This window comes from Actinomadura madurae (assembly GCF_047130825.1).
GTDB classification, from domain to species: domain Bacteria; phylum Actinomycetota; class Actinomycetes; order Streptosporangiales; family Streptosporangiaceae; genus Spirillospora; species Spirillospora madurae.
In genome coordinates, this window is sequence record NZ_CP083237.1 from 6,281,384 (window position 1) to 6,296,957 (window position 15,574).

13 protein-coding genes are annotated in these 15,574 nt (G+C 71.1%); 3 read left to right on the plus strand and 10 right to left on the minus strand.

What is annotated here, in order from left to right; translation table 11 throughout:
* Nucleotides 1-37 precede the first annotated feature (37 nt).
* The 3 genes from K8Z49_RS28625 to K8Z49_RS28635 are packed head-to-tail and all read right to left on the minus strand — an operon-like array spanning nt 38 to nt 3,505.
* Nucleotides 38-1,057 carry a thiamine pyrophosphate-dependent dehydrogenase E1 component subunit alpha gene (locus K8Z49_RS28625; RefSeq protein ID WP_412515690.1) on the minus strand — a complete coding sequence of 340 codons (1,020 nt, stop codon included), beginning with the start codon at nt 1,055-1,057 and terminating at the stop codon, nt 38-40.
* 45 nt (nt 1,058-1,102) lie between these two features.
* Nucleotides 1,103-2,464, minus strand: a complete 1,362-nt coding sequence (locus tag K8Z49_RS28630) for a dihydrolipoamide acetyltransferase family protein (protein WP_412515691.1) — start codon at nt 2,462-2,464, stop codon at nt 1,103-1,105.
* Between the two features lie 48 nt (nt 2,465-2,512).
* Nucleotides 2,513-3,505: a helix-turn-helix domain-containing protein gene (locus K8Z49_RS28635; protein ID WP_024934771.1), complete on the minus strand. Its 993-nt coding sequence runs from the start codon at nt 3,503-3,505 to the stop codon at nt 2,513-2,515.
* 179 nt (nt 3,506-3,684) lie between these two features.
* Between K8Z49_RS28635 and K8Z49_RS28640 the strand changes: the two genes are divergently transcribed.
* Complete coding sequence (locus K8Z49_RS28640) at nt 3,685-4,788, plus strand: mandelate racemase/muconate lactonizing enzyme family protein (RefSeq protein ID WP_412515692.1); 1,104 nt, start codon at nt 3,685-3,687, stop codon at nt 4,786-4,788.
* Between the two features lie 42 nt (nt 4,789-4,830).
* Here the strand turns inward: K8Z49_RS28640 and K8Z49_RS28645 are convergent, their stop codons facing one another.
* The 7 genes from K8Z49_RS28645 to K8Z49_RS28675 form a co-directional block, all read right to left on the minus strand.
* A complete protein-coding gene (locus K8Z49_RS28645) occupies nt 4,831-5,772 on the minus strand; it encodes a cyclase family protein (protein ID WP_075022823.1) in 942 nt (313 codons plus the stop codon).
* A gap of 2 nt (nt 5,773-5,774) precedes the next feature.
* On the minus strand, nt 5,775-6,857 hold the full coding sequence (locus K8Z49_RS28650; protein WP_021591741.1) for an LLM class flavin-dependent oxidoreductase: 1,083 nt from the start codon (nt 6,855-6,857) through the stop codon (nt 5,775-5,777).
* A gap of 75 nt (nt 6,858-6,932) precedes the next feature.
* Nucleotides 6,933-9,026: an acetate--CoA ligase family protein gene (locus tag K8Z49_RS28655; protein ID WP_412515693.1), complete on the minus strand. Its 2,094-nt coding sequence runs from the start codon at nt 9,024-9,026 to the stop codon at nt 6,933-6,935.
* Between the two features lie 10 nt (nt 9,027-9,036).
* Nucleotides 9,037-9,927, minus strand: a complete 891-nt coding sequence (locus tag K8Z49_RS28660; RefSeq protein WP_052357363.1) for an enoyl-CoA hydratase/isomerase family protein — start codon at nt 9,925-9,927, stop codon at nt 9,037-9,039.
* A 2-nt stretch (nt 9,928-9,929) separates the two neighbouring features.
* On the minus strand, nt 9,930-11,096 hold the full coding sequence (locus tag K8Z49_RS28665; RefSeq protein ID WP_021591744.1) for an LLM class flavin-dependent oxidoreductase: 1,167 nt from the start codon (nt 11,094-11,096) through the stop codon (nt 9,930-9,932).
* Between the two features lie 157 nt (nt 11,097-11,253).
* Nucleotides 11,254-11,850 carry an NADPH-dependent FMN reductase gene (locus K8Z49_RS28670; RefSeq protein ID WP_412515694.1) on the minus strand — a complete coding sequence of 199 codons (597 nt, stop codon included), beginning with the start codon at nt 11,848-11,850 and terminating at the stop codon, nt 11,254-11,256.
* Nucleotides 11,851-12,226: 376 nt separating this feature from the next.
* Nucleotides 12,227-12,847 (minus strand): TetR/AcrR family transcriptional regulator, encoded by a 621-nt coding sequence (locus K8Z49_RS28675; RefSeq protein WP_021591746.1) that lies wholly within the window; start codon nt 12,845-12,847, stop codon nt 12,227-12,229.
* An 825-nt stretch (nt 12,848-13,672) separates the two neighbouring features.
* Between K8Z49_RS28675 and K8Z49_RS28680 the strand changes: the two genes are divergently transcribed.
* Both K8Z49_RS28680 and K8Z49_RS28685 read left to right on the plus strand, forming a co-directional pair.
* Nucleotides 13,673-15,064, plus strand: coding sequence for an MFS transporter (locus K8Z49_RS28680; protein WP_412515695.1), 1,392 nt, complete (start codon nt 13,673-13,675; stop codon nt 15,062-15,064).
* Nucleotides 15,065-15,121: 57 nt separating this feature from the next.
* Nucleotides 15,122-15,565: an SRPBCC family protein gene (locus K8Z49_RS28685; RefSeq protein WP_021591748.1), complete on the plus strand. Its 444-nt coding sequence runs from the start codon at nt 15,122-15,124 to the stop codon at nt 15,563-15,565.
* The last annotated feature ends 9 nt before the right edge of the window (nt 15,566-15,574 follow it).

Genomic DNA, 15,574 nt, shown 5'->3' on the forward strand with positions numbered 1-15,574 from the left:
CTCCTGTTTGCTCCTGCCGGAGACGGGGGGTCGACGCTCACGCATGGACATGGGAGAGCGCCGCTTCGGGCATTGGCAGCGGGCTGTTCAGCGCGAAGTCGACCGCCGCCTGCATCTCGGCCCGTGCCTCTTCCGCGATCGATTCGGCCTCGGCCGCGGTGAGCAGTCCGTCGGCTCCGAGCCGGGCCCGGAAGCGCGGTACCGGGTCGCCCCGCTTGGCGGCCTCGTACTCCTCGACGGCGCCATAGACCGCGATCGCCTCGTGCTCCGGGTAGTGCAGCGGTACCCCGGGTGGCGCGATCGAGTTCCCGTGCGCCGACAGACGGTAGACGAGCGACTCGATCAGCGTCGGGCCCTCACCGGCACGGGCACGCTCGACGGCCTGGGACACCGTCTCGTAGACCGCGAGGGGGTCACCGCCGTCGATGGTGACGCCGGGGATGCTGTAGGCCTTGGCCTTGACGGCCAGCGGCTCGCCCGCGGCGGCGTTCGCGTCCTCCTCCTCCGTGCGCACGGAGACGCTGAAACTGTTGTTCTCCATGATGAAGACGACCGGCAGCTTCCACAGCGCCGCGACGTTGAGCGACTCGTGGAAGGCGCCCTGCTTGGTCGCGCCATCACCGAAGAACGTCAGGACGACGTCACCGCGCCCGCGCAGCTGAGCCGCATACGCGGCCCCCACGCCCTGCGGGATGTTCTGCCCGACGATGGCGGAGGTGCCGAGAAAGCCACGGGGGACGTCCGTGAGATGCATGGAGCCGCCGTAGCCCCCGCACAGGCCCGTGGCGCGGCCGTAGATCTCGGCCATCATCGCCCCGGTGTCGCTGCCGAGCGCGATCGGATAGCCATGGCAGCGGTACGTCGCCATGGCCTGGTCGCCGGGACGCATCGCGGCGACCGACCCGACGACGGACGCCTCGGCGCCGTCGGCCAGATGGGTGTGCCCGCGGATCACGCCCGGATGCTCGGCGAACGTTCCTTTCACACGTTCCTCGAACTCTCGGATGCGGACCATCTGGCGGTACAGTCCGATCTGCCGGCTCTTGTCCAGCCTCACGTTCGTTCTCCTCTCGCAGGGCGGTGTCGGGTCAGGGGGCTGGAGTCAGGCGGTCGCTTCGGGGACCGTCAGCGCCAGCGGGCGGTGCAGCAGGGCGACCACGCGGGTGAGGAAGCGGGCGGCGTCCGCGCCATCGACGACGCGGTGGTCGCAGGTGAGGGTCAGCTCCATCACGGGAACGGCGACGACACCGTCCTTCTCGCTCGTGCCCGGGAGGGCGTCACGCCAGCGCGGAAGCGTCCTGACCGCACCCACGGCCAGGATCGCGGCCTGCGGCGGAACGATGGCGGCCTCGAAGGAGACGATGCCGAACATCCCGAGGTTGGAGACCGTGAACGTGGCGCCGTCCAGGTCCGCCGGGGTGGCCGCACCGTCCCGGACCCGAGCGATGAGCGGCTTCGTCACAGCGGCCAGTGCCGGCGCGGGCAGCCGGTCGGCGTCCTTCACCACGGGGAGGATGAGACCGTCCCGGGTCTCCGTGGCGATCCCCACGTTCACCCGCGGGTGCAGCAGGACGGCGCCGTCGTCCGCGGACGCGTTCAGCCGGGGGAACTCGCGGAGCGCCCGGGCCACGGCCCCGACGACGAGGTCGGTGACGGTCGGCGCCGGATCACTGATCTCGGCGAGGGCGGAGCGGAGCGCCATCGCGGCGTTCATGTCCACCTCGGCGGTCAGCGCGAACACCGGGACGGACGCGCCGTCGGCGAGCCTGCGCACCGTCGCCTGCTGGATCCTGGTCAGCGGCGCCCGTGTGGAGTCACCGCCGGCCGCGACCGCCCGGACCGTACCGCCGGGCCGCGTTGCCGACGACCGGCCCTGGGCACGCCCTGAGGCCGCCTCCCCGTCCGCCGCGGCGCGCCCGGCGGCCTGCCCGTCCGTCGCGGCGCGCCCGGCGGCGTCCGCGTCCCTTGCGGCCTGCCCGGCGGCCTCCACGTCGGCGCGGATGATCCTTCCGCCCAGGCCGGTCCCGGTCACCGCGGACAGATCGACCCCCAGTTCGCGGGCACGACGCCGGGCGAGCGGAGAGGCGATCGGCCGGTCCCGGTCGCGCGCGGGGGACGGCGGCCGGACGGGATCGGGCGGAGCCGCCGACGAGTCGGCCGTGGCGGCAGCGGTCGAGCGGTCGTCGCCCGGGGCCGCGTCCGGGCTCTCAGCGGCGGCGGTCGAGCTCGTCCCCAGCCGAGCGATGACGGCCCCCACAGGGGCGGACTCGCCTTCGGGCAGAACGATCTCCAGCACCCCGGAGGCCTCCGCCTCCACGCCGACAACGGCCTTGTCGGTGTCGATCTCGGCCAGTTCTTCACCGGCGTCGACCTCGGCGCCGTTCTCGTGCAGCCAACGTTCGATGGTGCCCTCGGTCATCGACTCCGACAGCCGCGGCATCCGTATCTCGACAGCAAGGCCCATGCGCCCTCCCAGGTCTTCCCGCATCGACGCTAGGAGCGTCCGGCCTGCTCAGACCATCGGTTCAGCGCGGGGTTGCCTGGTGCTCAGCGCACGCGCCTCCCGGGGCGGCATGCCGTACTCGCGCTTGAACGCCTGGGAGAAATGAGTGGCGTCGGTGAAGCCCCAACGAAAAGCGATCTCGGTTATCGAGCCGCTCTCCGGGTCGGCCAAGTCCTCACGGCAGCGCGCCAGCCTGCCCCTGCGCACCAGCGACGCGACGGTCTCACCGCTCCCTTCGAACGCGGAGTGGAGGGTGCGCAGCGAGACCGACAATGCCCGCGCGACGGCATCGGGACCGAGCCGCGGATCGGCCAGGTGGATCCGGATGTAGCGCCGGGCGCGTGCACGGAGGGCCTCCCTGCGCGCGGCCCTGGTGTCGGGAAGCGCGGGTTCCACCAGGGAGCGCAGCAGCTCCAGCGCGACGTCGCAGGCCGTCGCCCGCATACGCGCGTCCATGCCGGGCAGCTCGGTCACCACCGCGTCCGCGTAACGGGCCAGCAGGCGCGCGCCGGGGAGGCGGCCCAGATCCGGCACCGCGGCGACGTCCGCGAGACGAGGGCAGGCGCCGAGCACGACGCGCCGGGAGAAGATGAGCGTCCGTTTGGCGAACGGCTCCACGACCTCCAGCCTGGCCGGGCGCGTCCCGTCCCACAGGTCGAGGCCGCCCTCCGTCAGCACGTGGTTCCCGGCATGCGGCCCCGTGATCCGCTCGACTCCACGCAGCAGCATCTGAACACCGATGCGTTGCTCGCCCGGTTCGTCCGCCGGGTCCGCGGCGCGGAAGCCGGCGAACGGAGTGCTGCGGCACTCGACCACGTCCATCGTGCCGAGCCGGTGGCGTACCACCGAGCCGGTGAAGGCGTCGTCATCGGGCAGCCTGACCTCGAAGGCGCCATGGGTTTCGGTGAGGGCGTCGCCCCATGCCCGCGCCGTGCGCGCGCCGCGCCCCGGTCGCACGTCCCAGCGCTCCGGTCCGCTCACAGGGCCCGGGTTCATCGTCATCGTTCCGCTCTCCTTTCTATGTGGCGGGACGGCCGTGGAGGTCCGCCCGGGAATGCCGGGGCGGCTCAGTTGGATCCGCGCGCCCGGTTCCTTGGGTATCCGTGCGCTCGGCGGAACGGGCCCGGGCTCGGCGCTTAACGTGGCCGACGGCATCGGGCACCGGCGAAGGCGGGATTTGGATGCGGATCGTTGGCCTTGACACGTGGATCGTCTCCATCCCGCATCCGCGGCCGGTCACCTGGGCGGGCGTCGTCGAGACGCACTGGGAGTCCGTCCTGCTCAGGGTGAGAACCGACTCGGACGTCACCGGTCTCGCGCAGGCGAGGCTGCACCCGGCATGGTCCGGCACCTCGCCGCGGCTGACGGCGCAGGCTCTCGGCCAGCTGTACGGACCGCTGCTGCGCGGCGTCGATCCCCTCTCCGCCGAGCGGACGAAGGCCGCCGTGGACCGGGTCCGCGGATGGTCCCCCGCCAAGGCGCTGCTGGACATCGCGCTCGCCGACGTCCGGGCCCGGCACGCGGGCCTGCCGCTGCGGACCTATCTGGGCGGCTGGACGGACGAGGTGACCGTTTCGGCCCTGCTGACCCGAGGGCCGCGCGAGGGATGTGTCGACGAGCTGGCGAAGGCCGTGGACCGGCACGGCTTCACCGCCGTGAAGGTCAAGGTCGGTGGCGACGCGCGCGAGGACATCGCCAGGATCCAGGACATCAGGAACGCGTTCGGCGACTCCCTGTCCGTTCGGGTCGACGCCAACTCCGCATACTCGCGGCGCGAGGCCCTGCTGGTCGGGGACGCCCTGGCCGAGCTCGGCGTGGCGCATTTCGAGGATCCCTGCCCGCTGGAGCCGCCCGCCCACCGCCGGGAGCTGTTCCGCAGGTCCCGCGTCGACGTCCTGGTCGACCGTGTGGTGGATTCCCCCGCCGCCGCGCGCCAGGTCATCGACGAAGGTGCGCGGGCGGTCTCGGTGAAGGCCAATCGCCTCGGCTACGCCAACGCGCGCCGGATCGTCGAGATCTGCGAGGACGCCTGCGTACCGTGCGTGGCCGGGCTCAGCGGGGAGTCGGCCGTGGGCGCGCTGGCGTCCCTGCAGATGTGCGCCGCCTACCGGCAATGCGCGGACATCCCGGCGGAGGAGAGCTTCTTCACCATGCTTCCGCACGACGTGGCGACCACGGCGCTCGAGATCCGCGGCGGGAAGGCCGTCCTGCCGGACAGTCCTGGTCTGGGCGCCGACCTGGACCTCCGCGCGCTGGAGAGGTTCGGCGTGCGCCACCCCGCCTAGCGGCCGGGCGCCTCGTGCTCGCCAAGGACGGCTCATCCCGGCTCACAGGACCGCTACGGCGTTTCCCGGCGACCCCACGCCCCCCGGAAGGTTCAGGGGCACAGAGACGAACAGGAACTCGTGGCGGCCCAGGTCAGCGCAGACCCGGGCCAGCTCTTCGAAGGTGAACAGCTCACCCATGGGCATGCCGAGCAGCGGGAGCAGCCGCCTGTGCAGGGATCCGTCCCCGGGCCGGCCGGGCGCGGCCTCCACGGCGGGGTTGTCGGCGGTGACGGCACTGACCCGCCAGTCCCACAGCAGTTCGGCCATTGAGGCGGACCCGGCGAGTCCCGGCCAGCGCCGGCTGCGGGCGAGGCAGTCCCGGCCGGCGGTGTCGCTCTCCCAGTAGCACCGCATCCAGCCGGTGCGCACGCACAGCACGTCGCCCGGAAGCACCTCGGCACCGGCGTCGTCCACGGCACGCGCCAGGGCATCGGCGTCGATCACATGGCCCCCGGCGGCCCATTCGCCGGGTGTGGCGGGGCACCGCGCGGACACATCGACGAGGAGACCACGGCCGATGATGCCGGTCTCAGCCCAGTGGTTGACGCCGAGACGGTCGTCATCCGCCTCGAAGCCTCCCGGATGGCCGGTGAAGAATCCGAACTCGCGCGCTCTGACGTGCCGGAAGCCGTCCCACTGGGTCGATGCCTGGGTGAAGAAGCGATCCAGACGGTCGTCCATGACATTGCGCGAAGGCGAGAACACCGTGTGCTGAAGCGGCTGCCTGCCGAAGAGCGGCGGGTCGGGGTGGTTCATGGGGAGCGAGATGTTCACCACCGTGTTCTCACGGACCGTCGCGAAGCCGCGCCGCCGGGCCCGCGAGGTCAGATTGCGCAGGCATCCCAGGTTCTCGCCCGGCGGGTACACGTCCCAGGCATGCCGGTAGTCCCCGTCCGTGTGCAGCAGGGGCAGCTCGCGGTATCCGGGCAGATCGTCGCGCATGATCAGAGGTTCTCTCCGGCTCGTCTCGGACTACCGCCCCGGCTGCCGGACCCTCCCGATTCCCCGGCGAGCGCGTGGATCATCCCGACGCAGTCGGCGGTGGGAACCTGCCCGGGCAGGCGCAGGACCGGCCGATCGATGCCCGCCCGCCGGAACTCCGCGGCCTGCCGCAGAACCGCGGCGGGTGTCCCGCGCAGCGTCGTATCGGCGAGCATCTCGTCGGAGACGGCGGCGCGCGCCAAGTCCCGTTTCCCGGCGGCCCACAGCTCACGGATGCGCGCCACCTCGTCGGCGAAGCCATACCGCTCGAACAGGCGCCGGTAGGCGGTGCCGTTGGCCGCCACGTACCAGGCGAGGGTCGCCCGCAGATGACGGCTGAGTTCGCGCTCCGCTCCGACGACCCCGTAGATGTAGCCGGCCACGGCGGGCATCGGCCTCCCCGCGGTGACGGCCGCTTTCCCCAGGTCCGCCAGCTGCCCGCCGCGACCCGTCCTCGACGGCCAGATCGGCAGCCATCCGTCGGCGTGCGCCGCGGTCACCTCGATGGTCTTCGGCGTGAGCCCGGCGACGTAGAGGCGCAGGCGCGCCCGATCGGTCGTGATGCCGAGCGACAGGCCGGTGTGGGAGAAGATCTCCCCCCGCTCGGGCAGGGCTCCGGTCGTGAACCCGCCGTCCAGTGCCCGGACCGCCTCTCGAAGCCGGCTGACCGGACGGTCGAAGGGAACCCCGTGGTACTGCTCCACCAGGGCCCGCCCGCTGGTGCCGAGGCCGAGGTTCAGCGGCCGGTCGCCCATGACCTCCATCAGTCCGGCGGCGGCCTGGGCGAGCGCGGTGGGGGTGCGGCTGAAGACGTTCACGATGCCGGTGCCCAGACCGATCCGCCGGGTCCGCAGCGCCAGCTCGGTCAGCACGGAGAAGGCGTCCCGGCCGATGCCCTCGGTGACCCAGACCGCGCCCGCTCCGGCGTCGTCGGCCGCACGTGCGATGGCGACGATGTCATCCCGCGGACGTTCGCGTCCTCCGATGGCGATGTCGATGCCGCCGATGGTCATCGCCGGGGCGGCCGGGGTCCGCGTGTCGTTCATGGCGCTGCCTTTCGCTGGCCTGACGGGTGGACGGTGGGGCTGCGGCGGTTGGCGCGCAACCCGGACGGAGGCCGGTCACAGCAGAAGGGCGTCGACGATGTGCGCGCCACCGTCCGGGCTGACGATCACCGGGTTCAGTTCGACCGTGCCGAACCGCGCCAGGCCGCCGTGCACGGCCTCGTCCGCGATCTCCTCGCAGATCCGGCGCACGGTCGCACCACCGCCGGCGGGCAGGGCGTCCAGGACCCGGCGCAGTCCGGAGCGTTCCGTCAGGGAGTCCCAGGACTTCGGGTGCCAGGGGAGCGGCACACTCGCGCCGGTGCGCAGCGCCTCCACGAGCGTGCCGCCGAGGGCGAGGGTCAGGAACGGCAGCCCCTTGGCCCAGCGGGTGGAGACCATGACCTCGAAGCCGTTCACCATCTCCTCGACCAGCAGGCCCTCGAAGCGTTCGGCGAGTGCGTGCTCGTCGACGCTGCGCTCGATGGCCTCGGCCGCCGAGCGCACCTCGTCCCGGTCCCGGGCACCGAGCCGGACCAGCCCCAGGCGGGCCTTGTGGCCGACATCCCGTACCACGGCCTTCACCGCGTAGGGTCCCGGTCCGGGCAGCCGGGCGGTGCCGATGCCGTCGACACCGCCCAGCCGCAGACCGCGGACCACCGGCAGCCCTCGGGCGGCCAGCAGTTCCTTGGCCTGCGGTTCGCTCACCCACGACGACGCACTCGCCGGCGCGGCGGGCATGCGCGGCTCCCACGGCGCCTGACGGCGGTGCCGGGTGCGCCGCTGCAGGACGCCGAGCGCGGCGGTGGCACGTCGCAGGCTGCGGACCAGCCCGAGTCCCGGAGTGTCCCGGACGAGGCGGCCGACCCAGTCCGTGACCTGCTGGTCGGCGACGCCCGCGACGACGACGTGCCGTCCCGTCGTCGTGGTGGACGTGGCGAGCGCCCCGAGCATCTCCCGGTGCATGGCACGGAAATCCTCGTCCCCGGGAAAGTTGACCCCCAGGACGTACATACCGCCTGTCGTCCCTTCGTCGCTCAGCAGCGACTCGTACAGCCGGAGCCGAGCCGGACCGTCCAGGCCGCCCGACGCGGTGAGGTCCATGGGATTGCCGACGTAGCCGGAGGCGGAGACCAGCCCGCCCAGCAGGGAGCGGGACGCCTCGCCGAGTTCGGGCAGCCGGAGCCCGCCGTCCCCGGCGAGGTCCGCGGTGAGGGTCGCCGCACCTCCGGACGAGGTGATCACGACGGGACCGCTGCCGTCGGCCAGGTCCCCTGCCAGGCGCCGTTCGTGGAGGTGGCAGACGGTCACCATGGTCTCGACGTCCGGTACGAGCACGACTCCAGTGTCCGCGCACACGGCTTCCAGCAGGTCGTGGTCGCCGGCGATGGAGGCGGTGTGCGAGAGCGCTATGTCGCGGGCGAGCGCGCTCCGGCCCACCGCCAGCAGCACGATCAGCGTGCCGGTCGAGGCGGCGCGTCCGGCGATGTCGCGGAAGCGGCCCAGATCGTCGATGTTCTCGGCGTAGCAGGCCACGGTGCCGGTGCCGGGGTCGTCGACCATCCAGTCGATCCAGTCCAGGAGACCGGTGACGGTCCCGTTGCCGACGGATACGACGGCGTTGACGCCCACGTCCTCGGTGACGAAGCCGTCGAGAATCCCGGAGATCAGCGCTCCGCTGTGGCTCACGACCGATACGCGCCCGGCCCTGATGCCCGCGGGCACGGGCTCGCAGATCGGGACCAGGCCGTCGGTGAAGCAGGCGACGCCGATGCCGTTGGGCCCCACGAGTTCGATGCCCAGCCGCTCGCACGCGGCCCGCAGCTCGGCCGTCCGGGCGGCGCCGAGTTCGTCCGCCCGCTCGATGTAGCCGTCGGCGATCAGGACCACCCGGCGGCAGCCGCGCTCCGCGAGCTGCCCGATGGCTTCGGGGGCCCGCGCAGCGGAGACGCCCAGGACCGCCAGGTCGGGGTCGACGGGAAGACCGGCCACGTCAGGGTGGACCTTGTGCCCGAGCAGCGTTCCGCCCTCGCGGTGCACCGGCAGGATCTCCCCGTCGAACCCGTAGGCGTCGAGGTTCCTGATGGCCATCGTCGCGTAGAAGTTCCGCTCGGAGGCGCCGACCACGGCGACGGCGCGCGTGGCGCTGAAATAGTCGGAGGAGGGTTTCATCGGACCGCTTTCACTGGTCCGCCGCCGGCTCACCGGTGGCGGGCGGGAAGGGGCTGGACGGCGGCGACGACCTCCATGCGCTGATCGTCGCCTTCAGGCCGTCCCGTTCACGCTGGTCGTGTATCTCGGTGACGGCCCGGGTGCTGTGCGCCAGCGCGTCCCACGCCGCGCCGGCCCGGACGGCGTCCTCGAAGCCGAGTCGACCGTGCACCTGGTTGAGGGCGTGCTTCTTGAGCGTCAGCAGGTCCCGGCCGACCCGGGCGATGTCGGCGGCCATCGCCCGGGCCGTCGCGTGAAGCTCCGTCCCGGGGACGGCGTGGTTGGCGAACCCGCAGGCCGCGGCCTCTGCTCCGGTCATCCTGGAACCGACGCGGTAGCTCATCTCCTTGGCCTTGTGCAGGCCCACATGCCATACCCAGGTGGGGCTGATCAGGCCCCCGCCCAAGGGAAGCGCCGGCCATGAGATGGTGGCGGCCTCGTCGCACAGGACGATGTCGCAGCAGTTGGCGAGGATCGTGGCCAGTCCGACGCAGTGCCCGTGGATCGCGGCGATCACGGGGACCGGCAGCCGCCAGACGTCCAGGAACAGTTCGATGGAGCCGTCGAGGATGCGGCGGCGCTCGTCCTCGGGCGTCAGGGACCCGTACTCCGACGAGGCAGCGACGTCGGCGCCGCTGCAGAAGGCGCGGCCCGCCCCGGAGAGCACCACGACCCGCACGTCCTCGTCGTCCCGCACATCGCGCAGGGCATCGCGCAGTCGCGCGCGCAGTGCGACGTTGAGCGCGTTGAGCTTCTCCGGCCGGTTCAACCGGATCTCCAGCACATGCGGCAGCGGCCGGTTCAGCAGCACGAGTGGCGACGCGCTTACAGCGCCGCCCCGGTCGGCGGATTCGGCGGCCATGTTCACGCCTTCCTCAAGCCGGCCTCGACCAGTAGCGGCCGGATCGACTCGTCGTACCGGGCGACCCCCTCGTCGTAGTCCGGGAAGGACAGTGCCGTGCCCTCCAGCCCGCCCTTCGCCATGGCCATGAGGTCCTCGGCGACCTGTTCCGCGGTGCCGATCAGCGGGAAACCCCAGTTGCCTCCGGCGGTTCTCCGCATCATGGCCGTCTGGGCGACCACGTCGATGCTCTGCATCTTGCCGGTGGACATGGTCATCAGGGCCTCGGTCGACGCCCGGTCGAGCTCGTCGTCCAGCAGGTACTCGTAGCGCCGCCTCGCCTCCTTCTCCGTGTCCGCGCACACGACGTAGGCGTGGCCGCAGAACTTGAGCCCGGGATTGCCCGCCTCGGCCGCGATCTGGCGATTCCTCCGCACCGCCTCCGGGAAGTCGTCGAGGTTGGGATAGATACCGAAGTTGACGTCGGCGTACCTGGCCGCGAAGGCCAGCCCGACCGGGCTGGAGCCGGCGCTCATGATCACTGGACTCGGACGCTGGAGCGGTTTCGGCTGGGAGGCGATGTCGCGACCGCGCAGGTAGCGGCCCTCGAAGTCGAACCACGCGTCCTCGCGGAAGATCCGCTGCAGCAGATCCATCCACTCCGCGGCGTACTCGTAGCGCTCGTCGTGCTCCACTGGGTCGAGCCCGAACATGCCGAACTCGGCCTGGTTCCAGCCCGCGACCACGTTCAGCGCCAGGCGCCCCGAAGCGATGTGATCGACCGTGGCCGCCATCTTGGCGACCATCACAGGATGGAAGAGCGGTATGTGCACCGTCGAGAAGAACTGGATCCGCTCGGTCACGGCGGCGAGCCCCGCCGCAAAGGTGAGGGCGTCCCAGTTGCGGTCATACTGCGGCCGCGACCGCGTCCAGTTCTTCCAGTGCGCGATGGGCAGGATCGCGTCGATGCCGGCCCTCTCCGCGGCCTGGGCGATGCGCACGGTCTCGTCCCAGGTGATCCGCAGCGTGCCCGCACCATGGGAGAGGGTCGTGCCGCGCCCGGTGTTGAGGGACAGCAGCACCAGCTTGAACTTGTTGTCGTCGTTGAGGATCGGGGTGTCCTTCGGCGACACGACAGGGTCGACGACATCGCCGACGGCGGCGTCTTGCTGCCCGGCTGTGCTGGTCATGGGGCATCGTCTCCTTGGACTCATGCGCGATTGCGCGGATCGGTGGCGAACGGGCTGGAGCGGGCCGGCGGAGGTTGCGAAGGTCGGCGCGGTGCCCGGTCCGGGTCGCCGCACCACGCGTCGAGAACGGTGGGGGCCCGGAAGGCGGCGGACCCGCTCAGCTGTGGACGGGGAGCCGGGCAGTGGCGAAGTCCATGACCTGCCCGGCTATCGTTTCGAGTTGCCGGCGCGAGGACTCGTCGATGCGGGAGTCCGTCGCGCCGATCGCCGGCTGCGCCGTGTTGAGCGCGGCTCCGAGCGGCGTCGGCCAGCCGCGCAACGCGTGGACGGCGACCCTCAGGTTGTGCAGGGTCGACACCGCGGCCTGCCAGCCGTGCGCGACCGCTATGCACCCGACGGGAAGGCCGTCGAGATAGACCCGCTCCTCGTCGTGCAGATCCGCGATGTAGTCCAGGGCGTTCTTGATCATTCCGGACACGGTCCCGTGGTAGCCGGGCGAGGCGATCAGCAGCCCGTCGGCGCGGCGCACGGCGGCGGTGAGGGCCCTGGCCTCGTCACAGCGGACGGGCGACTCGGGCTGGTAGATCGGCAGGACCAGCGCCGGCCCGGCGAGCACCTCGACCACCGCGCCGCTCTTCTCAGCGCAGGACGCGGCCACGCGCAGGGCCTCCTCGGAGCTGGATCCCGCCCTGGTCGATCCGCCGAGAGCGAGCAGTCGTACCGCAGCGCGGTCGCCTCTATTTGGTTGCGTCATCTCGCGGAACTCCTGTCCTGGTGTGGGCGGCGACGTGCGCGCCGCTCGGTATGCGCGCAAGGCACAGCGCGCCGGGGTGCATGACGCACCCGTGCGCGGCGTGACCGGGAAGCACGAGAAGCAGAGGTGGTCCGAGACACCGACCAGGACTGGCCGGGGTGCGGGTGTCGGTCGTCAGAGATATGTGTTCGGGCGGCGCGGTCGCGCTACGAACCAGGAGACCGGGCATGGCGATCGTCCACGCGAGCGGCCTTTTTCCTATAAGCAATAGGGAAGATAGCCGCGGCTGAAACCGCCGTCAACCCCTCGAATGCCCGAGCGCCCTTCCGGCACGCTGGGAGATCGCCTGATAACGGGGACAGACACCCCGTCCGGATCAGTCGGTGACGAGCCGGCTCACACCATCGATGAAGAATCGGAGGAAGAGCTCGAAGCTGGCGTCCACATCCGAGACGTCGGGGATGGCGTCATTGATCTCCTGGTCGACGAATCCGTGAATCGACGTACGGAAGACCAGGTGCACATGCGATATGAGCTCCTCGGACAGCCCCTGAGCCCGCAACACGTCACGGACGGCGCTCGCCGCCTCGTTCGCCGCCTCCCAGAACTCGGGCGTCGACGGCGCACGCTGCTGCAGCATGTACAGCGCGGGGTGATCGCGCACGAACCCGCGGTACGCGTAGGCCATCGCGCGCAGCGCCTCGTCACCCTCCAGGCCGCGCACCGCGCCGCGCACCCTCCCGCTGAGCTCGATCATTCCGCGGATCGCGGTCCGGGAGCGGATCTCGTTGAGGTTGCTGACGTGGCTGTACAGCGTGGGCTGGGAGACCTTCAGGCGGCGAGCGATCTCAGCCGTCGTCAGGCCGTCCACGCCACGGTCGGCCAGCACGTCCACGGCGACGTCGACGATGCGCTCGACGGAAACTCCGCCCTTGCGCCCGGGCCTGCCGACCGGCTTGGAAGCGTCAGCGCCCGGCGTCGCCGCCCCCGAAGCCATGGATCGCCCCTTTCCCACCGACGGGCGGCGCCCGTCATCCGGGTACCGCGTCACCGAGCCCAACCCTACCGATCCCACCCTGCCCGCACTGGGGAGGGCGGGAGAAATCCATACAAGATCACGGGCGTTCGACTTCCCCTTCCCCGAACGGGCTCTCGCCGCCCTCTCCCCCCGCGACCGGAACCCGCGAGCCGCCCCGGCCTTCGAAGACTCCGCTCCAGGTGGTTGACGGCTTCGCGGTTCCGGTAGTAACTTCCCTATTGCCTATAGGAACCGCGTCACCTGCATACTCGATCATCGCGCTCGGTTTCCGGATCGTGGCGCTACAGCGCACTCCGGAAACGCGGCCATCGCGGGGCCACAAGGCCAGGATGGCCTGGACTGTTCCGCATCCATGAAGCCGTCATGGTTTCCACCACCACCCCATATCCGATTAACAGGACCGCACGTTTCCCTCGGTGATTCGTCACCCGGTTTCGTGTCACCTGCGGCGGCGGGATTCCGATCGCCAACCCCTGTCCTCGTACGGCAGAGGCTCGATTCGGTATTTCCGCGCGGTGTCGCTTCGTCCCGACGAAGCCACATCGAATCGACCCGTGCTCCGGGAAGCGTCCCGCAGCACTCAGCCACGTCCTTCGCTTCGCCGTCCGGCCGAAGCATGGAGTCGGGAAAGGACAGTTCCATGGTCATTCGAGCCCTTGGCACTACGCCCCAGGCCGGCGGATCCCCCCGGGTACCCGGCGCCGGCGATCGGACCTCCGACTTCACCGGCGCCCCTCTTTCGTTGTGCGCCGACCCGGCCGCGGCCAAGAGAAGGGCGAGCCGGTGACCACCGGTGCCGCCGCCGCGCCGCTCAGCTCCGCGCAGATCAACCGCAAGGTCTCGCTGCGCATCATCCCGTTCCTCTGCCTGCTGATGTTCGTCGCGTACATCGACCGGATCAGCCTGGCCTACGCGGGGCCCGCCGGGATGAACGAGGACCTGGGGCTGTCCGCGACGGCGTTCGGATTCGCCGCCGGGATCTTCTTCATCGGCTACATCGCCATCGAGGTGCCCAGCAATGTCGCCCTGCACCGGTTCGGTGCGCGTCTCTGGCTGGGGCGCATCATCATCACCTGGGGCGTCGTCCAGATGCTCACCGCGTTCGTGCCCAACGCGGAGACGCTGTACGTCATGCGCTTCCTGCTCGGCCTCGCGGAAGCGGGCTTCACCCCGGGCGTCCTGCTCTACCTCACCTACTGGTTCTCCAGCGAGTACCGCGGACGGGCCATCACCAGGTTCCTGTTCTCCGTCATGGTCACCACCGTGATCGGGGCTCCGCTGTCGATGTGGCTGATCGGTGTCGGCGACTCCGCGCAGCCACTGGGCCTGACCGGCTGGCGCTTCCTCATCCTGACGACCGGCGTTCCCGCCGTGGTGATGGGCATGATCGCGCTGTTCTACCTCGACGACCGTCCACAGACCGCATCCTGGCTGTCGTCGGCGGAGAAGGCCGACATCCAGGCCAGGCTGAACGCCGATGCGGAGCAGTACGCGACCAGGGCCGGGCGAGTCCGCGACGTCCTGCGCAACGGCCGGGCCTGGCTGCTCGGATTCTGCTTCTTCGTCTTCAACTACGGATCGTACGCACTCACCTTCTTCCTGCCCACGCTCGTCCTGGGGTTCCAGGAGCGCTTCGACACCCACTACTCACCCGTCCAGGCGGCGCTGCTCACCTCGGTACCGTTCGCCTGCGGCGGTCTGGCCCAACTCCTGTACGGCCGGCACTGCGACCGCAAGGGCAAGCCGGGTGCGCACATCGCCGTCTCGTCCGTGATCGGTGTGACCGGCGGCATCGGCGCGACCCTGGCCGAAAGCCCCCTGGCCCTCATCGCCTGGCTGTGCGTGATGGCCGTCGGCATCGTCGGCGCGGCGCCGCTGGTCTCCGTGATGACGTCCAACCTCTACCGGGGGGTCGGCGCCGCCGCCGCGCTCGGCCTGGTCAACACCGTCGGCGTCTCGTCCGGCTTCTTCGGCCCCTACATCACCGGCTGGCTGCGCGACCTCACCGGAAACCAGGACGCGGGAATCATCCTGATCTCGGTCCTGCTCGTCGCCGCCGGCGTGACCGGCCTGCTCGTGGAGCGCGGTCAGCGCAGGCAGGCGCACGCCCTCTCCGCCGGAGGAGCGCAGGTGGTCGGTGGGGACGATCCCGACCCTGCCGTCGCCAGGGAGTAACCCCCCTCTACGACCGCCACGCACGCTCACGACGACTCACGACTTGGGAGACGACCCATGCCCTTGGTAGTCAGGACCATCAGCCTTCCCGTACCCGCGGCGCGCGCATGGGATCTGATCGGCGACTTCGCCGCGGTCGACCGCTGGATGCCGGGGATCGACCGGCTGGAACTACGCGGAGGCCCACCCGGCACTCCCGAGGTCGAGCGCGTCGTGCACAGCGGCGGAATGGAGTTCGTCGAACGGCTCGTGGCCGTGGACGACGCGGCGATGCGCATGGTCTACAGCATGCCGGACCCGCCGTTTCCCATCGCGGACCACCAGGCGACCCTGGCGGTCACGGCCGATCCGGGAGGCGGCTGCACCGTCTCCTGGTCGGCGCGGTTCGAGGCGGACGACGGTGTGGTCGAGGCCGTGGACGAGCAGATGGGCACCGGGGCGTTCCAGGTGGGCCTTGACGCGCTGGCGAAGTGGTTCGACCGCGCGGGACGCACATCGTGACCGGGCCGC